The sequence below is a fragment of the Saccharothrix longispora genome, from assembly GCF_031455225.1.
Lineage (GTDB): Bacteria > Actinomycetota > Actinomycetes > Mycobacteriales > Pseudonocardiaceae > Actinosynnema > Actinosynnema longispora.
The window spans coordinates 650,116-665,393 of sequence record NZ_JAVDSG010000001.1 but is presented as its reverse complement, the minus strand read 5'-3'; the positions used below and the strand labels follow the sequence as shown (position 1 = coordinate 665,393).

At 71.4% G+C, this 15,278-nt stretch carries 9 protein-coding genes; 7 read left to right on the top strand and 2 right to left on the bottom strand.

Annotated features, from left to right (window positions below; all coding sequences use genetic code 11):
* Window positions 1–438: 438 nt before the first annotated feature.
* From J2S66_RS02960 to yjfF, 4 genes are all read left to right on the top strand, one after another.
* On the top strand, window positions 439–1,410 hold the full coding sequence (locus tag J2S66_RS02960; protein WP_310303483.1) for an ABC transporter substrate-binding protein: 972 nt from the start codon (window positions 439–441) through the stop codon (window positions 1,408–1,410).
* Between the two features lie 110 nt (window positions 1,411–1,520).
* Window positions 1,521–3,050: a sugar ABC transporter ATP-binding protein gene (locus J2S66_RS02955; RefSeq protein WP_310314628.1), complete on the top strand. Its 1,530-nt coding sequence runs from the start codon at window positions 1,521–1,523 to the stop codon at window positions 3,048–3,050.
* The gene (locus J2S66_RS02950) at window positions 3,047–4,015 is read left to right on the top strand and encodes an ABC transporter permease (RefSeq protein WP_310303480.1); all 969 of its coding nucleotides are present in this window, start codon (window positions 3,047–3,049) and stop codon (window positions 4,013–4,015) included. The genes J2S66_RS02955 and J2S66_RS02950 overlap by 4 nt, the downstream gene beginning before the upstream one ends.
* A complete protein-coding gene (gene yjfF, locus J2S66_RS02945; RefSeq protein ID WP_310303477.1) occupies window positions 4,012–5,025 on the top strand; it encodes a galactofuranose ABC transporter, permease protein YjfF in 1,014 nt (337 codons plus the stop codon). The genes J2S66_RS02950 and yjfF overlap by 4 nt, the downstream gene beginning before the upstream one ends.
* Window positions 5,026–5,085: 60 nt before the next feature.
* Here the strand turns inward: yjfF and J2S66_RS02940 are convergent, their stop codons facing one another.
* On the bottom strand, window positions 5,086–7,533 hold the full coding sequence (locus J2S66_RS02940; protein ID WP_310303475.1) for an NB-ARC domain-containing protein: 2,448 nt from the start codon (window positions 7,531–7,533) through the stop codon (window positions 5,086–5,088).
* Between the two features lie 283 nt (window positions 7,534–7,816).
* Between J2S66_RS02940 and J2S66_RS02935 the strand changes: the two genes are divergently transcribed.
* The 3 genes from J2S66_RS02935 to J2S66_RS02925 all read left to right on the top strand — a co-directional run bounded on the left by J2S66_RS02935 (window position 7,817) and on the right by J2S66_RS02925 (window position 14,158).
* A complete protein-coding gene (locus J2S66_RS02935; protein ID WP_310303474.1) occupies window positions 7,817–11,755 on the top strand; it encodes a discoidin domain-containing protein in 3,939 nt (1,312 codons plus the stop codon).
* A gap of 163 nt (window positions 11,756–11,918) precedes the next feature.
* Window positions 11,919–12,869 (top strand): ricin-type beta-trefoil lectin domain protein, encoded by a 951-nt coding sequence (locus J2S66_RS02930; protein WP_310314625.1) that lies wholly within the window; start codon window positions 11,919–11,921, stop codon window positions 12,867–12,869.
* 116 nt (window positions 12,870–12,985) lie between these two features.
* Window positions 12,986–14,158, top strand: a complete 1,173-nt coding sequence (locus tag J2S66_RS02925) for an HNH endonuclease signature motif containing protein (protein ID WP_310303472.1) — start codon at window positions 12,986–12,988, stop codon at window positions 14,156–14,158.
* A 103-nt stretch (window positions 14,159–14,261) separates the two neighbouring features.
* Here J2S66_RS02925 and J2S66_RS02920 read toward each other — a convergent pair whose 3' ends face one another.
* Complete coding sequence (locus J2S66_RS02920; RefSeq protein WP_310303470.1) at window positions 14,262–15,200, bottom strand: pectate lyase family protein; 939 nt, start codon at window positions 15,198–15,200, stop codon at window positions 14,262–14,264.
* Window positions 15,201–15,278: the final 78 nt, after the last annotated feature.

The window sequence follows — 15,278 nt, the reverse complement described above, 5'->3', positions numbered from 1 at the left end:
CGCGATCAGCGCGGCGACCAGCGCGGTGACGGGGAGGGCCGGCGCGCGGTGGCCTGCCGGAGCGGGGTGGCCTGCCGGAGCGGGGTGGCCGGCTGTGGTGGACCGGTTCACTGAATCGGTCAGGCGGTCACCGGCCGCGAAGACGGGCCGTGAGGGCTGGAGTCTGACGGGACGCAGGGGAAACATGGGGGCGTCGCTCTCGTCTTGCGCGCGGCAGGAGGCCGCGTGGTGAACAGGACGTCCGGGTGTTGACGTGCGCTGAGTCACAAAAGTTAGCGCTAACATACGACCGCCCTGACGAAGATGTCAAGCGTGCAAAGTTGTTGTTTCCAGGGGGTTGACGTCCCGATTGTGAACGCTCACTCTTGTGGCCCAGGTGACCACGGTCACGCGGATCGCCGCCCCGCCAGTGTCTCGGGCACACACGGAGGAAGACCAGTGCTGAAGAAGATCGCGACCGCCGCCAGCGCGGTCCTGTTGGCCGCGCTGACCGCGTGCGGCTCCGGTGGGTCCGGGGACGCCGGCTCCCCGGCCGCCGACGACGGCAAGCTCACCATGGGCTTCGCCCAGGTGGGCGCCGAGAGCGGCTGGCGCACCGCGAACACCAAGTCGATCCAGGAGGAGGCCGCCGCGGCCGGGGTCGACCTGAAGTTCTCCGACGCGCAGCAGAAGCAGGAGAACCAGATCAAGGCGATCCGCTCCTACATCCAGCAGAAGGTGGACGTCATCGCCTTCAGCCCGGTGGTGGAGACCGGCTGGGACACCGTCCTGCTGGAGGCCAAGCGCGCGAACATCCCGGTGATCCTGACCGACCGCGCGGTCGACTCGGACGACACCTCGCTCTACAAGACCTTCCTCGGTTCGGACTTCATCGAGGAGGGCAAGAAGGCCGGCGAGTGGCTGAAGGAGAACGCGGCGGGCGCGAAGAACGTCGTCGAGCTCCAGGGCACGACGGGCGCGGCGCCGGCGATCGACCGCAAGAAGGGCTTCGAGGACGCCATCGCGGGCACGGACCTGAAGATCGTCGCCACGCAGACCGGTGACTTCACCCGCTCGGGCGGCAAGCAGGTCATGGAGGCGTTCCTGAAGTCGGTGCCGCAGATCGACGTGGTCTACGCGCACAACGACGACATGGGCCTGGGTGCGATCGAGGCGATCAAGGCCGCAGGCAAGGTGCCGGGCAAGGACATCAAGATCATCACCGTGGACGCGGTGAAGGACGGCATGACCGCACTGGCCGCCGGTGAGATCAACTTCATCGTCGAGTGCAACCCCCTGCTGGGCAAGCAGCTGATGGAGCTGGCGAAGAAGGTCGTCGCCGGCGAGGAGGTGCCGCCGCGGGTGGTCACCGAGGAGACGACGTTCACCTCGGAGCAGGCCAAGGCCGCGCTCCCGGAGCGCAAGTACTGACCCGCGAGCACTGATCACAGACCGCGGTCCCCGCCACCCTCCGGGTGTGGTGGCGGGGACCGCACCCAGCGTGTGAGGGGAGTTGTCCGGTGACCGAGCCGGTCGTCGACATGCGGGGCATCTCGGTGGAGTTCCCCGGTGTGAAGGCACTGCAAGAGGTGGACTTCCGGCTGTTCCCCGGCGAGGTCCACGCCCTGATGGGCGAGAACGGAGCGGGCAAGTCCACGCTCATCAAGGCGCTGACGGGCGTGCACCCGCTCGCCGCGGGCGAGATCCGCCACGCGGGGGAACCCGTGTCGTTCGCCGGGCCCGCGCAGGCGCAGGCGGCCGGGATCAGCACCGTCTACCAGGAGGTGAACCTCTGCGCGAACCTGACCGTGGCGGAGAACATCCTCCTCGGGCGCGAGCCCCGGAAGTTCGGCCGGATCGACGGCAAGGGCATGCGCAGGCGTTCGGCGGAGCTGCTGGCGCGCATCGGGCTGCGCATCGACCCGGGTTCGGTCCTGGGCAGTCACCCGATCGCGGTGCAGCAGCTGGTGGCCATCGCGCGCGCGGTCGCCGTGGACGCCCAGGTCCTGGTGCTCGACGAGCCCACCTCCAGCCTGGACGTCGACGAGGTGGCGGAGCTGTTCCGGATCATCCGGGTGCTGCGCGACGAGGGCGTCGCGGTGCTGTTCGTGACGCACTTCCTGGAGCAGGTGTACGAGATCTCCGACCGGATGACGGTCCTGCGCAACGGCCGGCTGGTCGGTGAGCGCATGACCGCCTCGTTCAGCCGGATCGACCTGGTGTCGGCGATGCTGGGGCGCGAGATGGGCGTGCTGGAGGAGATCGAGCACCGGTCCGGCAACACGCCGGGCGAGCCGCTGCTCGTGGCGCAGGGCCTGGGGCGCAAGGGGTCGGTGGCGCCGTTCGACCTGGAGGTGCGCGCGGGCGAGGTGGTCGGCCTGGCCGGGCTGCTCGGTTCCGGGCGCACGGAGGTGGCGCGGCTGCTGTTCGGCGCGGACAAGGCCGACTCGGGCCGGGTGCTGGTGGACGGGACGCCGCTGCGGCTGACCGGGCCGCGCGCGGCGATCGGGGCGGGCATCGCGTTCTCCTCGGAGGACCGCAAGGCCGAGGGCGTGGTGGCGGACCTGACCATCCGGGACAACCTGGTGCTGGCGCTCCAGGCGGCCCGCGGCTGGGCCCGGCCGGTGCCGCGCAGGCAGGCCGACGAACTGGTGGCGAAGTACGTGGAGATGCTGGACATCCGGCCCGCCGACGCGGACGCGGTGGTGGGCACCCTGTCCGGCGGCAACCAGCAGAAGGTGCTGCTGGCCCGGTGGCTGGTGACCGAGCCCCGGCTGTTGATCCTGGACGAGCCGACGCGCGGCATCGACGTCGGCGCGAAGGCGCAGATCCAGAAGGTGGTGGCGGACCTGGCGGCCGACGGCATGGCGGTCGTGTTCATCTCCGCCGAGTTGGAGGAGGTGGTCCGCATCGCGGACCGGGTGGTCGTGATGCGCGACCGGAAGATGGTCGCCGAACTGGGCGGCGACGCGGGCGTGGACGACGTGATGGAGCTGATCGCGGGGACGGTCGACGAGCCCGCCGAGGCCGAGGTCGTCGTGACGCCGATCGACAAGGCGGTGGCCTCGTGACGAAGAACCGACTGCTCTGGCCGGCGCTGGCGCTGGTGGCGCTGCTGCTGGTGAACGTGGTGGTGACCCCGTCGTTCTTCGCGCTGCGCATGCAGGACGGCGCGTTGTTCGGCAGCCTCGTGGACATCCTGCGCAACGGCGCGCCGACGCTGCTGATCGCGCTGGGCATGACGCTGGTGATCGCGACCCGCGGCATCGACCTGTCGGTGGGCGCGGTGGCGGCCATCGCGGGCGCGGTGACGTGCACGCACATCGCGTCGGGCGGCAACGCGTGGGTCGGCATGGGGTTGGCGCTAGTGCTGTGCGCGGTGCTGGGCCTGTGGAACGGGTTCCTGGTGTCGGTGCTGGGCATCCAGCCGATCATCGCGACGCTGGTGCTGATGACGGCGGGTCGCGGTATCGCGATGCTGATCACCGAGGGCCAGATCATCACCGTGAACAGCGACTCCTACCGGCAGGTGGGCGCGGGGTTCGTGGTGCTGCCGATCGCGATCCTGATCAGCCTGGCGGTGCTGGGCCTGGTCGCGCTGACGACCCGCAAGACGGCGCTGGGCATGCTGATCGAGTCGGTCGGCGTGAACCCCGAGGCCAGCAGGCTCGCGGGTGTCCGGGCGCGCACGATCATCTGGACGGTGTACGTGTTCGCGGCGCTGTGCGCGGGCATCGCGGGCCTGATGATCAGCTCGAACGTGAGCGCGGCGGACGCCAACAGCGCCGGTCTGTGGATCGAGATGGACGCGATCCTGGCCGTGGTCATCGGCGGCACGTCGCTGGCCGGCGGCCGGTACTCGCTGACCGGCACGCTGCTGGGCGCGTTGATCATCCAGACGTTGACCACGACCGTGTACACGGCGGGCATCGCGCCGGAGATCACGCTGGTGTTCAAGGCGGTCGTGGTGATCGCGGTGTGCCTGCTCCAGGCACCGGTCCGGATCCGGGTGAGGCGAGGGGTGGCTCTGCGATGACGGCGACGACGACCGCACCGCCGGTGGGCGGGCCGACCACCGGCACGACGCGCAAGCCGGGCGGGGTGCCCACGCGGTTCCTGCCGGTGATCGCCACGTTCGTGGTGTTCGTGGCGACGTTCGGCGTCGGCTCGGTGCGCTACGAGGGGTTCGCGTCCGGGCAGGTGGTGGCGAACCTGTTCATCGACAACGCGTTCCTGATCGTGCTCGCCGTGGGCATGACGTTCGTGATCCTGACCGGCGGCATCGACCTGTCGGTGGGCTCGGTCGTGGCGCTGTCCACGATGATCGCGGCGGCGATGCTGCGCTCCGGCTGGCCGGCGTGGCTGACCGTGCTGGCCGTGCTGGCCGCGGGTTCGGTGCTGGGCCTGGCGATGGGGTGGGTGATCCACCGGTTCGGCGTGCAGCCGTTCATCGTGACGCTGGCGGGCATGTTCCTGGCGCGCGGCCTGTGCTTCGTGATCAGCGTGGAGTCCGTCTCCATCAAGGACGCGACGTTCCGCGACCTGGCGACCGGGACGGTCGAGCTGCCGGGCGGGGTGACCATCACCTACGGCGTGGTGATCGCGCTGGCGGCGGTGCTGGCGGCGGTGTACGTGCTGCACCTGACGCGGTTCGGGCGCACGGTGTACGCGGTGGGCGGCAGCGAGTCGTCGGCGCGGCTGATGGGCCTGGCCACGGGCCGGGTGAAGATCGGCGTGTACGTGATCAGCGGGTTCTGCTCGGCGCTGGCCGGTCTGCTGTTCAGCCTCTACATGCTCTCCGGCTACAGCCTGCACGCGGTGGGCATGGAGCTGGACGCCATCGCTGCGGTCGTGGTGGGCGGCAGCCTGCTGTCGGGCGGTGTCGGGTTCGTGATCGGCTCGGTGGTGGGCGTGCTGGTGCTGGGCACGATCCAGACGCTGATCTCCTTCGAGGGCACGCTGTCCTCGTGGTGGACGAAGATCGTGATCGGCGCGCTGCTGCTCGCCTTCATCGTGCTCCAGCGGGTCATCGTGCGTCGCACCTGACCCGCCGGGTGGACGACGGCGCCGCGCCCTCGCGGAAGGGGTGCGGCGCCGTCGCCGTGCCTACCGCCCGGTCCAGCCGTCGAGCAGGTCGGCGGCCTCGCGGGTGCGCGGGTGGTTCTCCCCCTGCACCCGCGTCATCTCGACCAGCACGGCGCGCAGCTCGTCGACCGCCTCGGCCCGTCGCCCGGCCCGGTGCAGCAGGTCGGCCCGCTGCTGCCGGGTGCGCAGCACGCGGGGGTGGGCGGGGCCGAACACGTCCTCGACGAGCCGGCGCAGGGCGGCGAGGTGCTCCACCGCCCGCGGGTCGCCCGCGACGCCGCGCCAGAACGCCAGGTTGCCCCGGTAGGTGAGGGTCGTGGGGTGCCGCTCGCCCAGGGCGCGCTCCGCGTCGGCCGCGGCGGCGTCGAACTCGGCGATGGCGGTGTCCAGGTCGCCCGCGAGGGCACGCCAGTAGGCCAGGTTGTGGCGGGCGATGAACGTGTCGTGCGCGCCCCGGCCGACGACGGCCTCCAGCCCCTCGACGGCTTCCCGGTAGGTCGCCACGGCGGCGGGGGCGTCACCGGTCTCGCCGATCCACCGGCCGAGGCCGACCAGGGCGCGCAGCGTCTGCCGGTGCCGCGGCCCCAGTTCGGTCCGCAGCACGGTCACCAGCGCGGTCGCCGCGTCCCTGGCGCCGTCGACGTCACCCGCGAGGCCCAGGCACAGCGTCCGGTTGTCCTCGGCCTCCACCACGAGCGGGTGGGAGGCGGGGAGGCCGCCGTCGGCGATCAGGGCGGTGAACTCGGTCAGCGCGGCGTCGATGCGGCCGGTCTCCATCAGGAACCGGGCGTGGTGCTCGCGGGCCCACAGGGTCGCGAGGTCGGTGCGGCCGAGTTCGCGTTCGGCCAGCGCGCGCACCCCGGTCAGGTCGGCGAGCGCGGTCGTGGTGTCACCGAGGTCGCCGGTGGACCTGGCCACCTCGGTGCGCAGGACGACGACGTCGCGCGGTTCGACGGCGCGGGCGAGCAGCGCGACGGCCACGTCGCGGGCGGCGGCGGGCCGGCCGATGGCCGCCAGGTGCCGGGCGAGGCGGAGCAGCACGGGGTGCATGCCGCCGTCCCACAGGTGCTCACCCGCGACGGCGCGCAGCACCTCGGCGTTGCGGTGCAGGGCCGCCGCGGTGTCGGGGTCGGCGGAGGCCCACTCGCGTTCGAGGGCGTCGGCCGCCGCCACGGCCACGGCGGCCGGGTCCGGCACGAGGTCGCGCACGGTCCGCTGCACGAGCGCGTGCGCCTCCACCCGGCCGACGTGGGTGACGAGGTTGAGCCGGTGCAGCGCCCGCAGCGCCAGCAGGTTGCGCCCGCCGTCGAGCAGCACGGCCTCGGGGATGCCGTCGGGCGAGAGCACGGCGACGAGCCCGAGCACGTCGAGCGCGTTGGCCGCCAGCGTGGACGCCCGTTCGACGGCCAGCCGCACGGTGCCCGCGACGGTGTCGTCGTGCTCGTCGGCGGGTGAGGACGGCGGGAACAGGTCGGCCACCCGCTGCCGGCGGTCGGCCAGCAGGTCCAGGTAGCCGCGCACGCCGATACCGCTGTCGATGAGGAACGCGGCGGCCTGGGACAGCGCCAGCGGGAAGCAGCCGAGCGCGTCGGCGAGCGCGACCAGTTCCGCGGGGCTGTGCCGGGGGTCGACCGACAGCCGCGCGGACAGGTAGGCGGCGGCCTCGTCGGGGTCGAACATGCCCACCGGCACGACCCGCACGTCCGGGCGCAGCAACGCCGCGTCGCGCCGCCGGGTGGTGACGAGGCTGCGCCCGGCGTCCCCCGCGGGCCACAGCCCGGCGGGTTCCGCGAGGTCGTCCACGTCGTCCAGCACGACCAGCCACGGCGTGGTGGTGGTGCGCAGCCAGTCCAGGAACAGGTCGGCCTGCGCCTCCTCGTCGGCACCCGCCTCGGCCCCGACCAGGGCGCGCCAGGCGCGGGCGTACCCGGTGAGCACGGACTGCCTGGTCCGCGCGCCCACCCACACGAGCACGTCGGCCCGCGCCCGGTGGAACACGGCGGTCGCGAGCTGCGACTTGCCGACGCCGCCGGGCCCGGTCAGCAGCACCTGCCGGACGTCCTCGGCGCGCAGCGCGTCGTCCACGGCCCGCGCCAGTGCCGACCGGTCGCGCAGCGCCGCCGCGTCGCTGGGCGGTCGGCCGACGACGACCCTGGTGGCGCGGGGCTCCCGCGGCTCGCGGTCCTGCCGTCCGGGCGCCCGTCGGGCGGCACGCCACAGCTCGCGCAGCGCGGCCGACCCGGTCACGCCGCCGGTCGCCATCGCCACGGCCAGCACGGCGTCGAAGTCGCGCGGCACGGACTGGCCTGCCACCCACTCCCCCAGCCGCCGGGCGTTGACCGGTACCCGCCGCCCCGACGGCAGGACGACCGCGCTCGCGCGCCTCGCCACCGCCTCGTCCGACCGGTCGGGCACCCGTCCGCGCAGCTCCGCCAGGGCCTGCGCGAACGCCGTCTTCGGGTCGCTCACCCGCCACCTCCCCAAGGTGGTCGAGTTTAGGTCCCCCGGACCGCGACGACGGCGTCCGCGCGATTGCCCCGGATGGCGCAAACCTGCTGACCGGCCACTGCTGACCCGTTGACTTTCCGACGATTCCTCTGTAACTCTTCGGGCGCAGACTGCAAAAAATCGACAAGTAAGCGGAAAGACCCGACAAAGATCGGGAAATCCCTGTTCGCACGCGCCAGCCCTGCGTGGTCGGGATTCCGCCCCGGCCACGGCCACCCGCCCGACGAGAAGGGCCAGCACGACGATGTCACCGACGACACGTGCTCGTTCACGCCTGACCGCCTCCCTGCTCGCACTGTCCCTCACCGCGTTGGCACTGGTCTCCCCCGTCGCCCAGGGGGCGCCCGCCGCCGCGCTGGTGGACGACGACGACGCGAACACCTACTGGCAGACCGACTCCCTGCCCCGGTCCGTCGGCCTCGACCTCGGCGCACCCACCCGGATCGACCAGGTCGCGCTGTCCCTGCCGGAGCACTTCGGCGAGCGCGACCAGACCTTCAGCATCCGCACGAGCCTCGACGGCAAGGGCCTGTCCACCCTGGTGCCCTCCGGCACGCACACCTTCCGCCCCGCCGAGAAGAACCGGGTCACGTTCGACGTCGCCCCGACGCTGGTCCGCTTCGTGCAGGTCGAGGTGACCGCGAACAGCGCGGACGAGGGGGCGCAACTGGCCGAGGTCGACGTCCGCCGGGTCGTCGACGCCCAGGCCCCGCTGCCCGCCACCTACACCGCGAGCAGCCACGCCGACGTCTACCAGGCGCCCAACGCCGGTGACGGCAACCAGGCCACCTACTGGGAGAGCGCCAACAACGCCTTCCCGCAGTGGCTGCGGGCGGACCTCGGCGCGGCGGTGAAGGTCGACCGGGTGGTGCTCAAGACCCCGCTGAGCGGCTGGGGGGCGCGCACGCAGACGCTGGCCGTGCAGACCAGCGCGGACGGCACGTCGTTCAGCGACCTCGTGCCGTCGGCGCAGCACACCTTCCAGCCGTCCGCGAACAACACCGCGACCATCGAGTTCACCTCGACCACCACGCGGTACCTGCGGCTGCTGATTACCGGCAACACCGGCTGGCCCGCCGGGCAGATCTCCGAGTTCGAGCTGCACGGCCCGTCGGGCGGCGACGCGCAGGCGCCCACCGCGCCGACGAACCTCGCGTGCACGACCCCGCAGTCCGGGCAGATCAGGCTCACCTGGAACGCGGCCACCGACAACGTCGGCGTCACCGGCTACGACGTGTACGCCAACGGTCAACTGCGCACCAGCGTGGCGGGCAGCGCGCTGTCCTACACCGACACCCAGCCCGACGGCCTCGCCGTCACCTACCAGGTGGTCGCCAAGGACGCGGCGGGCAACCAGTCGCCGCGGAGCGCGAGCGTCACCCGCCCCGGCAACCCCGGTCCGCCCGGCACGAACCTCGCCAAGGGCAAGCCCACCACAGCCGACTCCCACGCGTTCACCTTCGTCGCGGCCAACGCCGTGGACGACGACGTGAACACCTACTGGGAAGCCGCGGCCCACCCCGGCACGCTCACCACGCGACTCGGCGCCAACGCGGACGTCAGCTCGGTCACGGTCAAGCTGAACCCGTCGAGCGCGTGGGGCGCCCGCACGCAGAACCTCCAGGTCCTGGGTCGCGAGCAGGGCACGACCGGCTTCACGGACCTGGTGCCGGCGCGCGACTACCGGTTCGACCCGGCGTCGGGCAACGCGGTGACCATCCCGCTGGCCGCCCGCGTCGCGGACGTGCGGCTGCGCATCACGTCCAACACCGGCGCCCCCGGCGGCCAGGTCGCCGAGTTCCAGGTGTTCGGCACCGCCGCGCCCAACCCGGACCTGACCGTCACCGGCACGTCGTTCACCCCGGTCAGCCCGGTCGAGACGAGCGCCATCACCCTGTCGGCGACCGTGCGCAACGCGGGCACGGCGGCGTCCGCGGCCACCGACGTGACGTTCTTCCTCGGCTCCGACGCGGTCGGCACCGCCCAGGTGGGCGCGCTCGCGGCGGGCGCGTCGGCGACCGCGACGGCCGCCATCGGCCCGCGCGGCTCCGGCTCCTACCAGTACGCGGCGAAGGTCGACGAGACGAAGAAGGTCGTCGAGCAGGACGAGGCGAACAACGCCCGCCTGCACCCGTCCGCACTGGTCGTCACGCCGGTGCCCAGCTCGGACCTGGTCGCCTCGGTCGGCTGGTCGCCCACCAACCCGTCCGACGGCCAGGCCACGGCGTTCACCGCGGTCCTGCGCAACGACGGCTCGATCGCCACCGCGGGCGGCGCGCACGGCATCACGCTGACCCTCCTCAACGGGTCAGGCGGCACCGTGCGGACGCTGACCGGCAGCTACGCGGGCGTGCTCCAGCCGGGCCAGTCCGCGCAGGTCGCCCTGGGCTCGTGGACCGCCGCGAACGGCAACCACACCGTCCGCACCCAGGTCGCGGTGGACGCCAACGAGATCGCGGCCCGGCAGGGCAACAACCGCACCGACCAGTCCCTGTTCGTGGGCCGCGGCGCGAACGTGCCGTGGCAGCACGTCGAGGCCGAGGACGGCGTCACCGCGGGCGGGGCGAGCAGGATCGGCCCGAACCGCGTCATCGGCGACCTCGCCGGCGAAGCGTCCGGTCGGCGCGCGGTCACGCTGAACGCCACCGGCCAGTCGGTCGAGTTCACCACCACCGCGCCGACCAACACCCTGGTCACCCGGTTCTCCATCCCGGACTCGGCGGGAGGCGGCGGCATCGCGTCCACCGTCAACGTCTACGTCAACGGCACCTTCCACAAAGCGCTCGACCTGCACTCGCGCCACATCTGGCTGTACGGCAACGAGGCGAGTCCCGGAAACTCGCCGAGCGCCGGCGGTCCGCGGCACATCTACGACGAGGCGAGCACCATGCTCGACGGGACGTTCCCGGCGGGCACGAGGATCAAGCTCCAGAAGGACGCGGCGAACGGCACGAACTACGCCATCGACTTCGTGAACTTCGAGAACGCGGTCGCCAAGGCCAACCCCGACCCGGCGCGGTTCGTCACGCCGACCGGCTTCGGCCACCAGGACGTGCAGAACGCGCTGGACCGGTTCCGCATGGACACCAGCGGCAACCTGCTCGGCGTGTACCTGCCGGCCGGCACGTACACCACGGCGCAGAAGTTCCAGGTGTACGGCAAGCCGGTGCAGGTGGTCGGCGCCGGTCCGTGGTTCACGAAGTTCGTCGTGCCGACCACGCAGGAGAACACCGACGCGGGCTTCCGCGCCGAGTCCTCCGTCAACGGCTCGGTGTTCCGGGGCTTCAGCTTCTTCGGCAACTACACGTCCCGCATCGACGGCCCCGGCAAGGTGTTCGACTTCGCGAACGTCTCCCGGATCACCATCGACGACATCTGGGCCGAGCACGTGGTGTGCCTCTACTGGGGCGCGAACACCGACTTCACGACCATCAGGAACTCGCGCATCCGCAACACGTTCGCCGACGGCGTCAACATGACCAACGGCAGCACGGACAACCTCGTGCAGAACATCGAGGCGCGCTCGACCGGTGACGACAGCTTCGCGCTGTTCTCGGCGATCGACGCGGGCGGCGCGGACGAGAAGAACAACGTGTACGAGAACCTGACCTCGCTCACCACGTGGCGCGCGGCGGGCCTGGCCGTCTACGGCGGCTTCCTCAACACGTTCCGCAACATCCACGTCGCCGACACGCTGACCTACTCCGGTGTCACGATCAGCTCGCTGGACTTCGGCTACCCCATGAACGGCTTCGGCCCCGAGCCGACGACGTTCAGCGGGATCACCCTGGTCCGCACGGGCGGTCACTTCTGGGGCGCGCAGACGTTTCCGGGCATCTGGATGTTCTCGGCCTCCAAGCCGTTCCGGGGCATCAGGGTGAACGACGTCGACATCGTCGATCCGACGTACGCGGGCATCATGTTCCAGACCAAGTACAACGGGTCGACACCGGAGAACCCGATCCAGGACACCGTCCTGACCGATGTCTCGATCTCCGGGGCGCGGCTGAGCGGTGACCAGTTCCAGGCCAAGTCCGGCATCGGCCTGTGGGCGAACGAGATGCCCGAGGCCAACCAGGGCCCGGCGGTCGGCTCGGTGACGTTCCACGGCCTGCGGTTCAGCGACAACGCGGAGAACATCCGCAACCGCACGAGCACGTTCACCATCAACGTCAACCCGTAGCACCCGGAGCGGCGACCCCGTCCCCGGTGGCCCCAGGCCCCGGGGGCGGGGTCGCGTCACGCGTGCAGGCCCGCCTCGGCCACCAGCCGGTCGGACGCGGCCACCTGCTCCGGGCGCAGCAGGAACCCGTGGTAGGCGTCGGCGTCCTGCTCCCACCACGTCCCTGGCCGACGCCAAGTCGGCGCTGGACCGCTCCGGGCCGGACCGCTCGGCCACCACCCCGGACGTGCACTCCTGGTACGTCGACCCGCCCACCAACTCCGTCGTGGTCAACGCCCGCACCACCGAAGCCGCCCGCGCGTTCGCCGCGAAGGCCGGCGTCACCGCCCGAGCCGAGGTCACCGAGGCCCCGCGCCCGGTGCACGACATCAGGGGCGGCGACCAGTACGTCATCAACGGCAACACGCTGTGCTCCGTCGGCTTCTCCGTCAACAACGGCGGGTTCGTCACGGCCGGGCACTGCGGCGGCACCGGCAGCCCCGCGCTCGGTTTCAACAACGTCGGCCAGGGCACCTTCGCCGGGTCGCAGGAGGCGGGCGTCGGCGCGTCGGTCTGCCGCTCCGGTCGGACGACGGGCCGGCGCTGCGGCACGATCCAGGCCAAGAACGTCACGGTCAACTACTCCGGTCGACTGGTCCACGGCCTCACCTCCACCACCGCCTGCGCACAGCCCGGCGACTCGGGCGGCTCCTACCTGGCCGGCAACCAGGCCCAAGGCGTCGCCTCGGGTGCGGCGGGCACCTGCGCGAACGGCGGCACCTCGCTGTTCCAACCGGTGAACGAGATCCTGAACGTCTACGGCCTCCAGCTCACCACGACCGGTGGCGGCGGCAGCACCAGCCGGATCATCGGCTACCAGGACAAGTGCATCGACGTGCCGAACGCCAACGGCGTCGAGGGTCAGCGCCTCCAGGTGTGGGACTGCAACGGCACCAACGCGCAGAACTGGACGTTCCCCGGTGACGGCACGGTGCGCGCGTTCGGCCTGTGCATGGACGTGGCGTGGGGTTCGCGCGACAACGGCGCGGCCATCCAGCTCGCCCGCTGCTCCGGCAACCCGGCGCAGCAGTGGGAGTGCCTGGGCAGCGCGAACCAGAAGTGGCGACGGGGCTGAGCTGACGGAGCGGCGGGTGTCCCAGGAGGACGCCCTGCCACACCCGCCGCCACCGATCCCGCGTTTCACCTGATCAAGTGATGAAATGGGCACAGGTGTTCGAATAGCCTGAATTCATGGACGTGTCGCCCGCGCTGCTTTCCGACGATGGTGTGTTCGCCGCCATCGCCGAGGTCGAGGCATCGCTGCGGGCGTTGCACGTGCGGCGGCTGCGGTTGCTGGCCGAGGTGCTGCGGCGCGGGCTGGACACCGACACCTTCCGGCGGTTGGTGCGGGCCGACCCGCGGGAGGTGAAGCGGTGGACGGCGCAGGTGACCCTGTTCCTGCCCTCGCTCAGCCCCACCGGGCAACCGCTTCCACCCCTGCACCCGGCGACGGGTGCGGTGTTGGAGGAACTCTCCGACGGACACCTGACCGAATTGGCGCGGGCCATCTCGCTGCGCCTGCCCGAGGGGTCCGAGGAAATCCTGGTCGAGGCGGCGCGATCAGTGGAACCGAAAGCGGTGCGGCAACTGGCCGACCGGATTCGCGACCGCGCCGAACAGGACCGGGCGGACGAGGTGGACGAACCCGCCGCCGATCCCGGCGACGTGCTGCACCTGCGCGACCTGCCCGGCGGACGACTCGAATTCTTCGGTGAGTTGTCGGCGGAAAGCGGGGCGCGGTTCACCGCGATGCTCGAACCACTCTCCACCCCTCGCCCGGACGGCCCCCGCGACGCGGCACGACGGCGCGGTGAGGCGTTCGCCGACCTGATCGCACTGGCGTCACGCTCCACCGACCTGCCGTCAGAGGCCGGGGAACGGCCGCACATCAGCGTCACCATCGACCACGACACCCTGCGCCGCGGTGTCGGGCACGCCTTGTTGGACGGCGACCGGCACCTCAGCGCGGCACAAGCCCGCCGCATCGCCTGCGACGCCAAAATCGTCCCCGTCGTCCTCGGCGGCGACTCCGAAGTACTCGACCTCGGCCGCGCCAAGCGGACCGTGAACGTGGCCCAGCGCAGGGCACTGCACGCCCGCGACCGGGGCTGCGCCTTCCCCGACTGCCACCGACCACCCAAGTGGTGCGACGCCCACCACATCCAACACTGGGCCGACGGCGGCACCACCGACCTGACAAACCTCGTCCTGCTCTGCCGCACCCACCACACACTCATCCACCACTCACAGTGGCAGATCACCACCACCGGCGGAACACCGACGTTCATCCCACCCCGACACATCGACCCCGCACAGAGGCCACGCCAGAACCTGCTCCACCGACCACCCGCGGTGGCGGCGTGAGTCGCCGCCTGGGGCATCCACCCCCTTCTCGACCAGGTCCTCACGGACAGTGGGCGGCCCCCGGGACGAGGAGTCCGGGGGCCGCCGTCACCGAGCGGGAACGTCAGATCTTGCCGGTGCCCGCACCGCCCTGCACGGTCGACTTCACGCTGCTCGCGCTGTCGAGCGTGTAGGAGTACGGGATCGACTTGACGCTGCCGCCCTGGTCACCGGAACCCGAGTTCACGAAGTGGTTGTTCCGCGCCACGAGGTTGGCGGCAGGCGAGCTGCCCTCACCGCGGTGGAACGGGTCCTTGGTGTTCTCGAAGTAGTTGCCCTCGACGAGGACACCCGCCTCCAGCGTGGAAGCGACACCGTACGACGTCACGCCGCCGTAGTAGTTGTTGTAGACGTGCACCGGGTTGCCGAAGCGCACGCGCGGGTGGCGCTGGTTGGTGCCGTCGAACCAGTTGTGGTGGTAGCTGACGCGCAGCTTGCCCCGGTCCTGGCTGGCGTTGTCGTCGCTGTGGCCGAGCAGCATGGTCTTGTCGTGGCTGCTGATCTTGTTCCACGACACGGTGACGCAGTCCGACCCGCGCTTGATGTCGATCGCGCCGTCGTAGCCGTTGCGCAGCGTGTTGTGGTCGACCCAGACCCTGGTGGAGGTCTCGACCTGGATGCCGTCGTCCTGCCAGTCCCTGAAGTTCAGGTTCCGGACGATGACGTTGGACACCTTGGAGATGTTGAGGCCGTGGCCGGCGATCGTGGCGCCCGAGCCGACGCCGATGATCGTCTTGTTGGACGCCACCTTCGTCATGGCCGAGAGCGTGATGGTGCCGTTCACGCGGATGGTCTGGGTGGTGGTGGACTTGGCCGCGTTGGTGAACGCGGTCGCGTCGCGGACGTCCACCGTGGAGCCACCGCTACCACCGGTGGTGCCACCGCACTGCGTGCCCCAGCCCTCCAGGTTGAACGAGGCCGCGTTGGCCGACGGCGCCACCATGAGGGCGGTGGACGCCAATGCCGCTGCTGCGAGCAGCGCACGGGAAGTCTTGCGTGACATGCGGTTTCCTCCATACGACTGTGGATGGAAAAGGGAACCGGCGGCGGTTCTTCACGTGGCGGCGGCCGAGCGCCTACA

Excerpts from the sequence above, each read along its gene's own strand:
- J2S66_RS02955 (WP_310314628.1), top strand. The coding sequence starts at position 1,521 with ATGCGGGGCATCTCGGTGGAGTTCCCCGGTGTGAAGGCACTGCAAGAG.
- yjfF (WP_310303477.1), top strand. The coding sequence starts at position 4,012 with ATGACGGCGACGACGACCGCACCGCCGGTGGGCGGGCCGACCACCGGC.
- J2S66_RS02935 (WP_310303474.1), top strand. The coding sequence starts at position 7,817 with ATGTCACCGACGACACGTGCTCGTTCACGCCTGACCGCCTCCCTGCTC.
- J2S66_RS02925 (WP_310303472.1), top strand. The coding sequence starts at position 12,986 with ATGGACGTGTCGCCCGCGCTGCTTTCCGACGATGGTGTGTTCGCCGCC.
- J2S66_RS02920 (WP_310303470.1), bottom strand. The coding sequence starts at position 15,200 with ATGTCACGCAAGACTTCCCGTGCGCTGCTCGCAGCAGCGGCATTGGCG.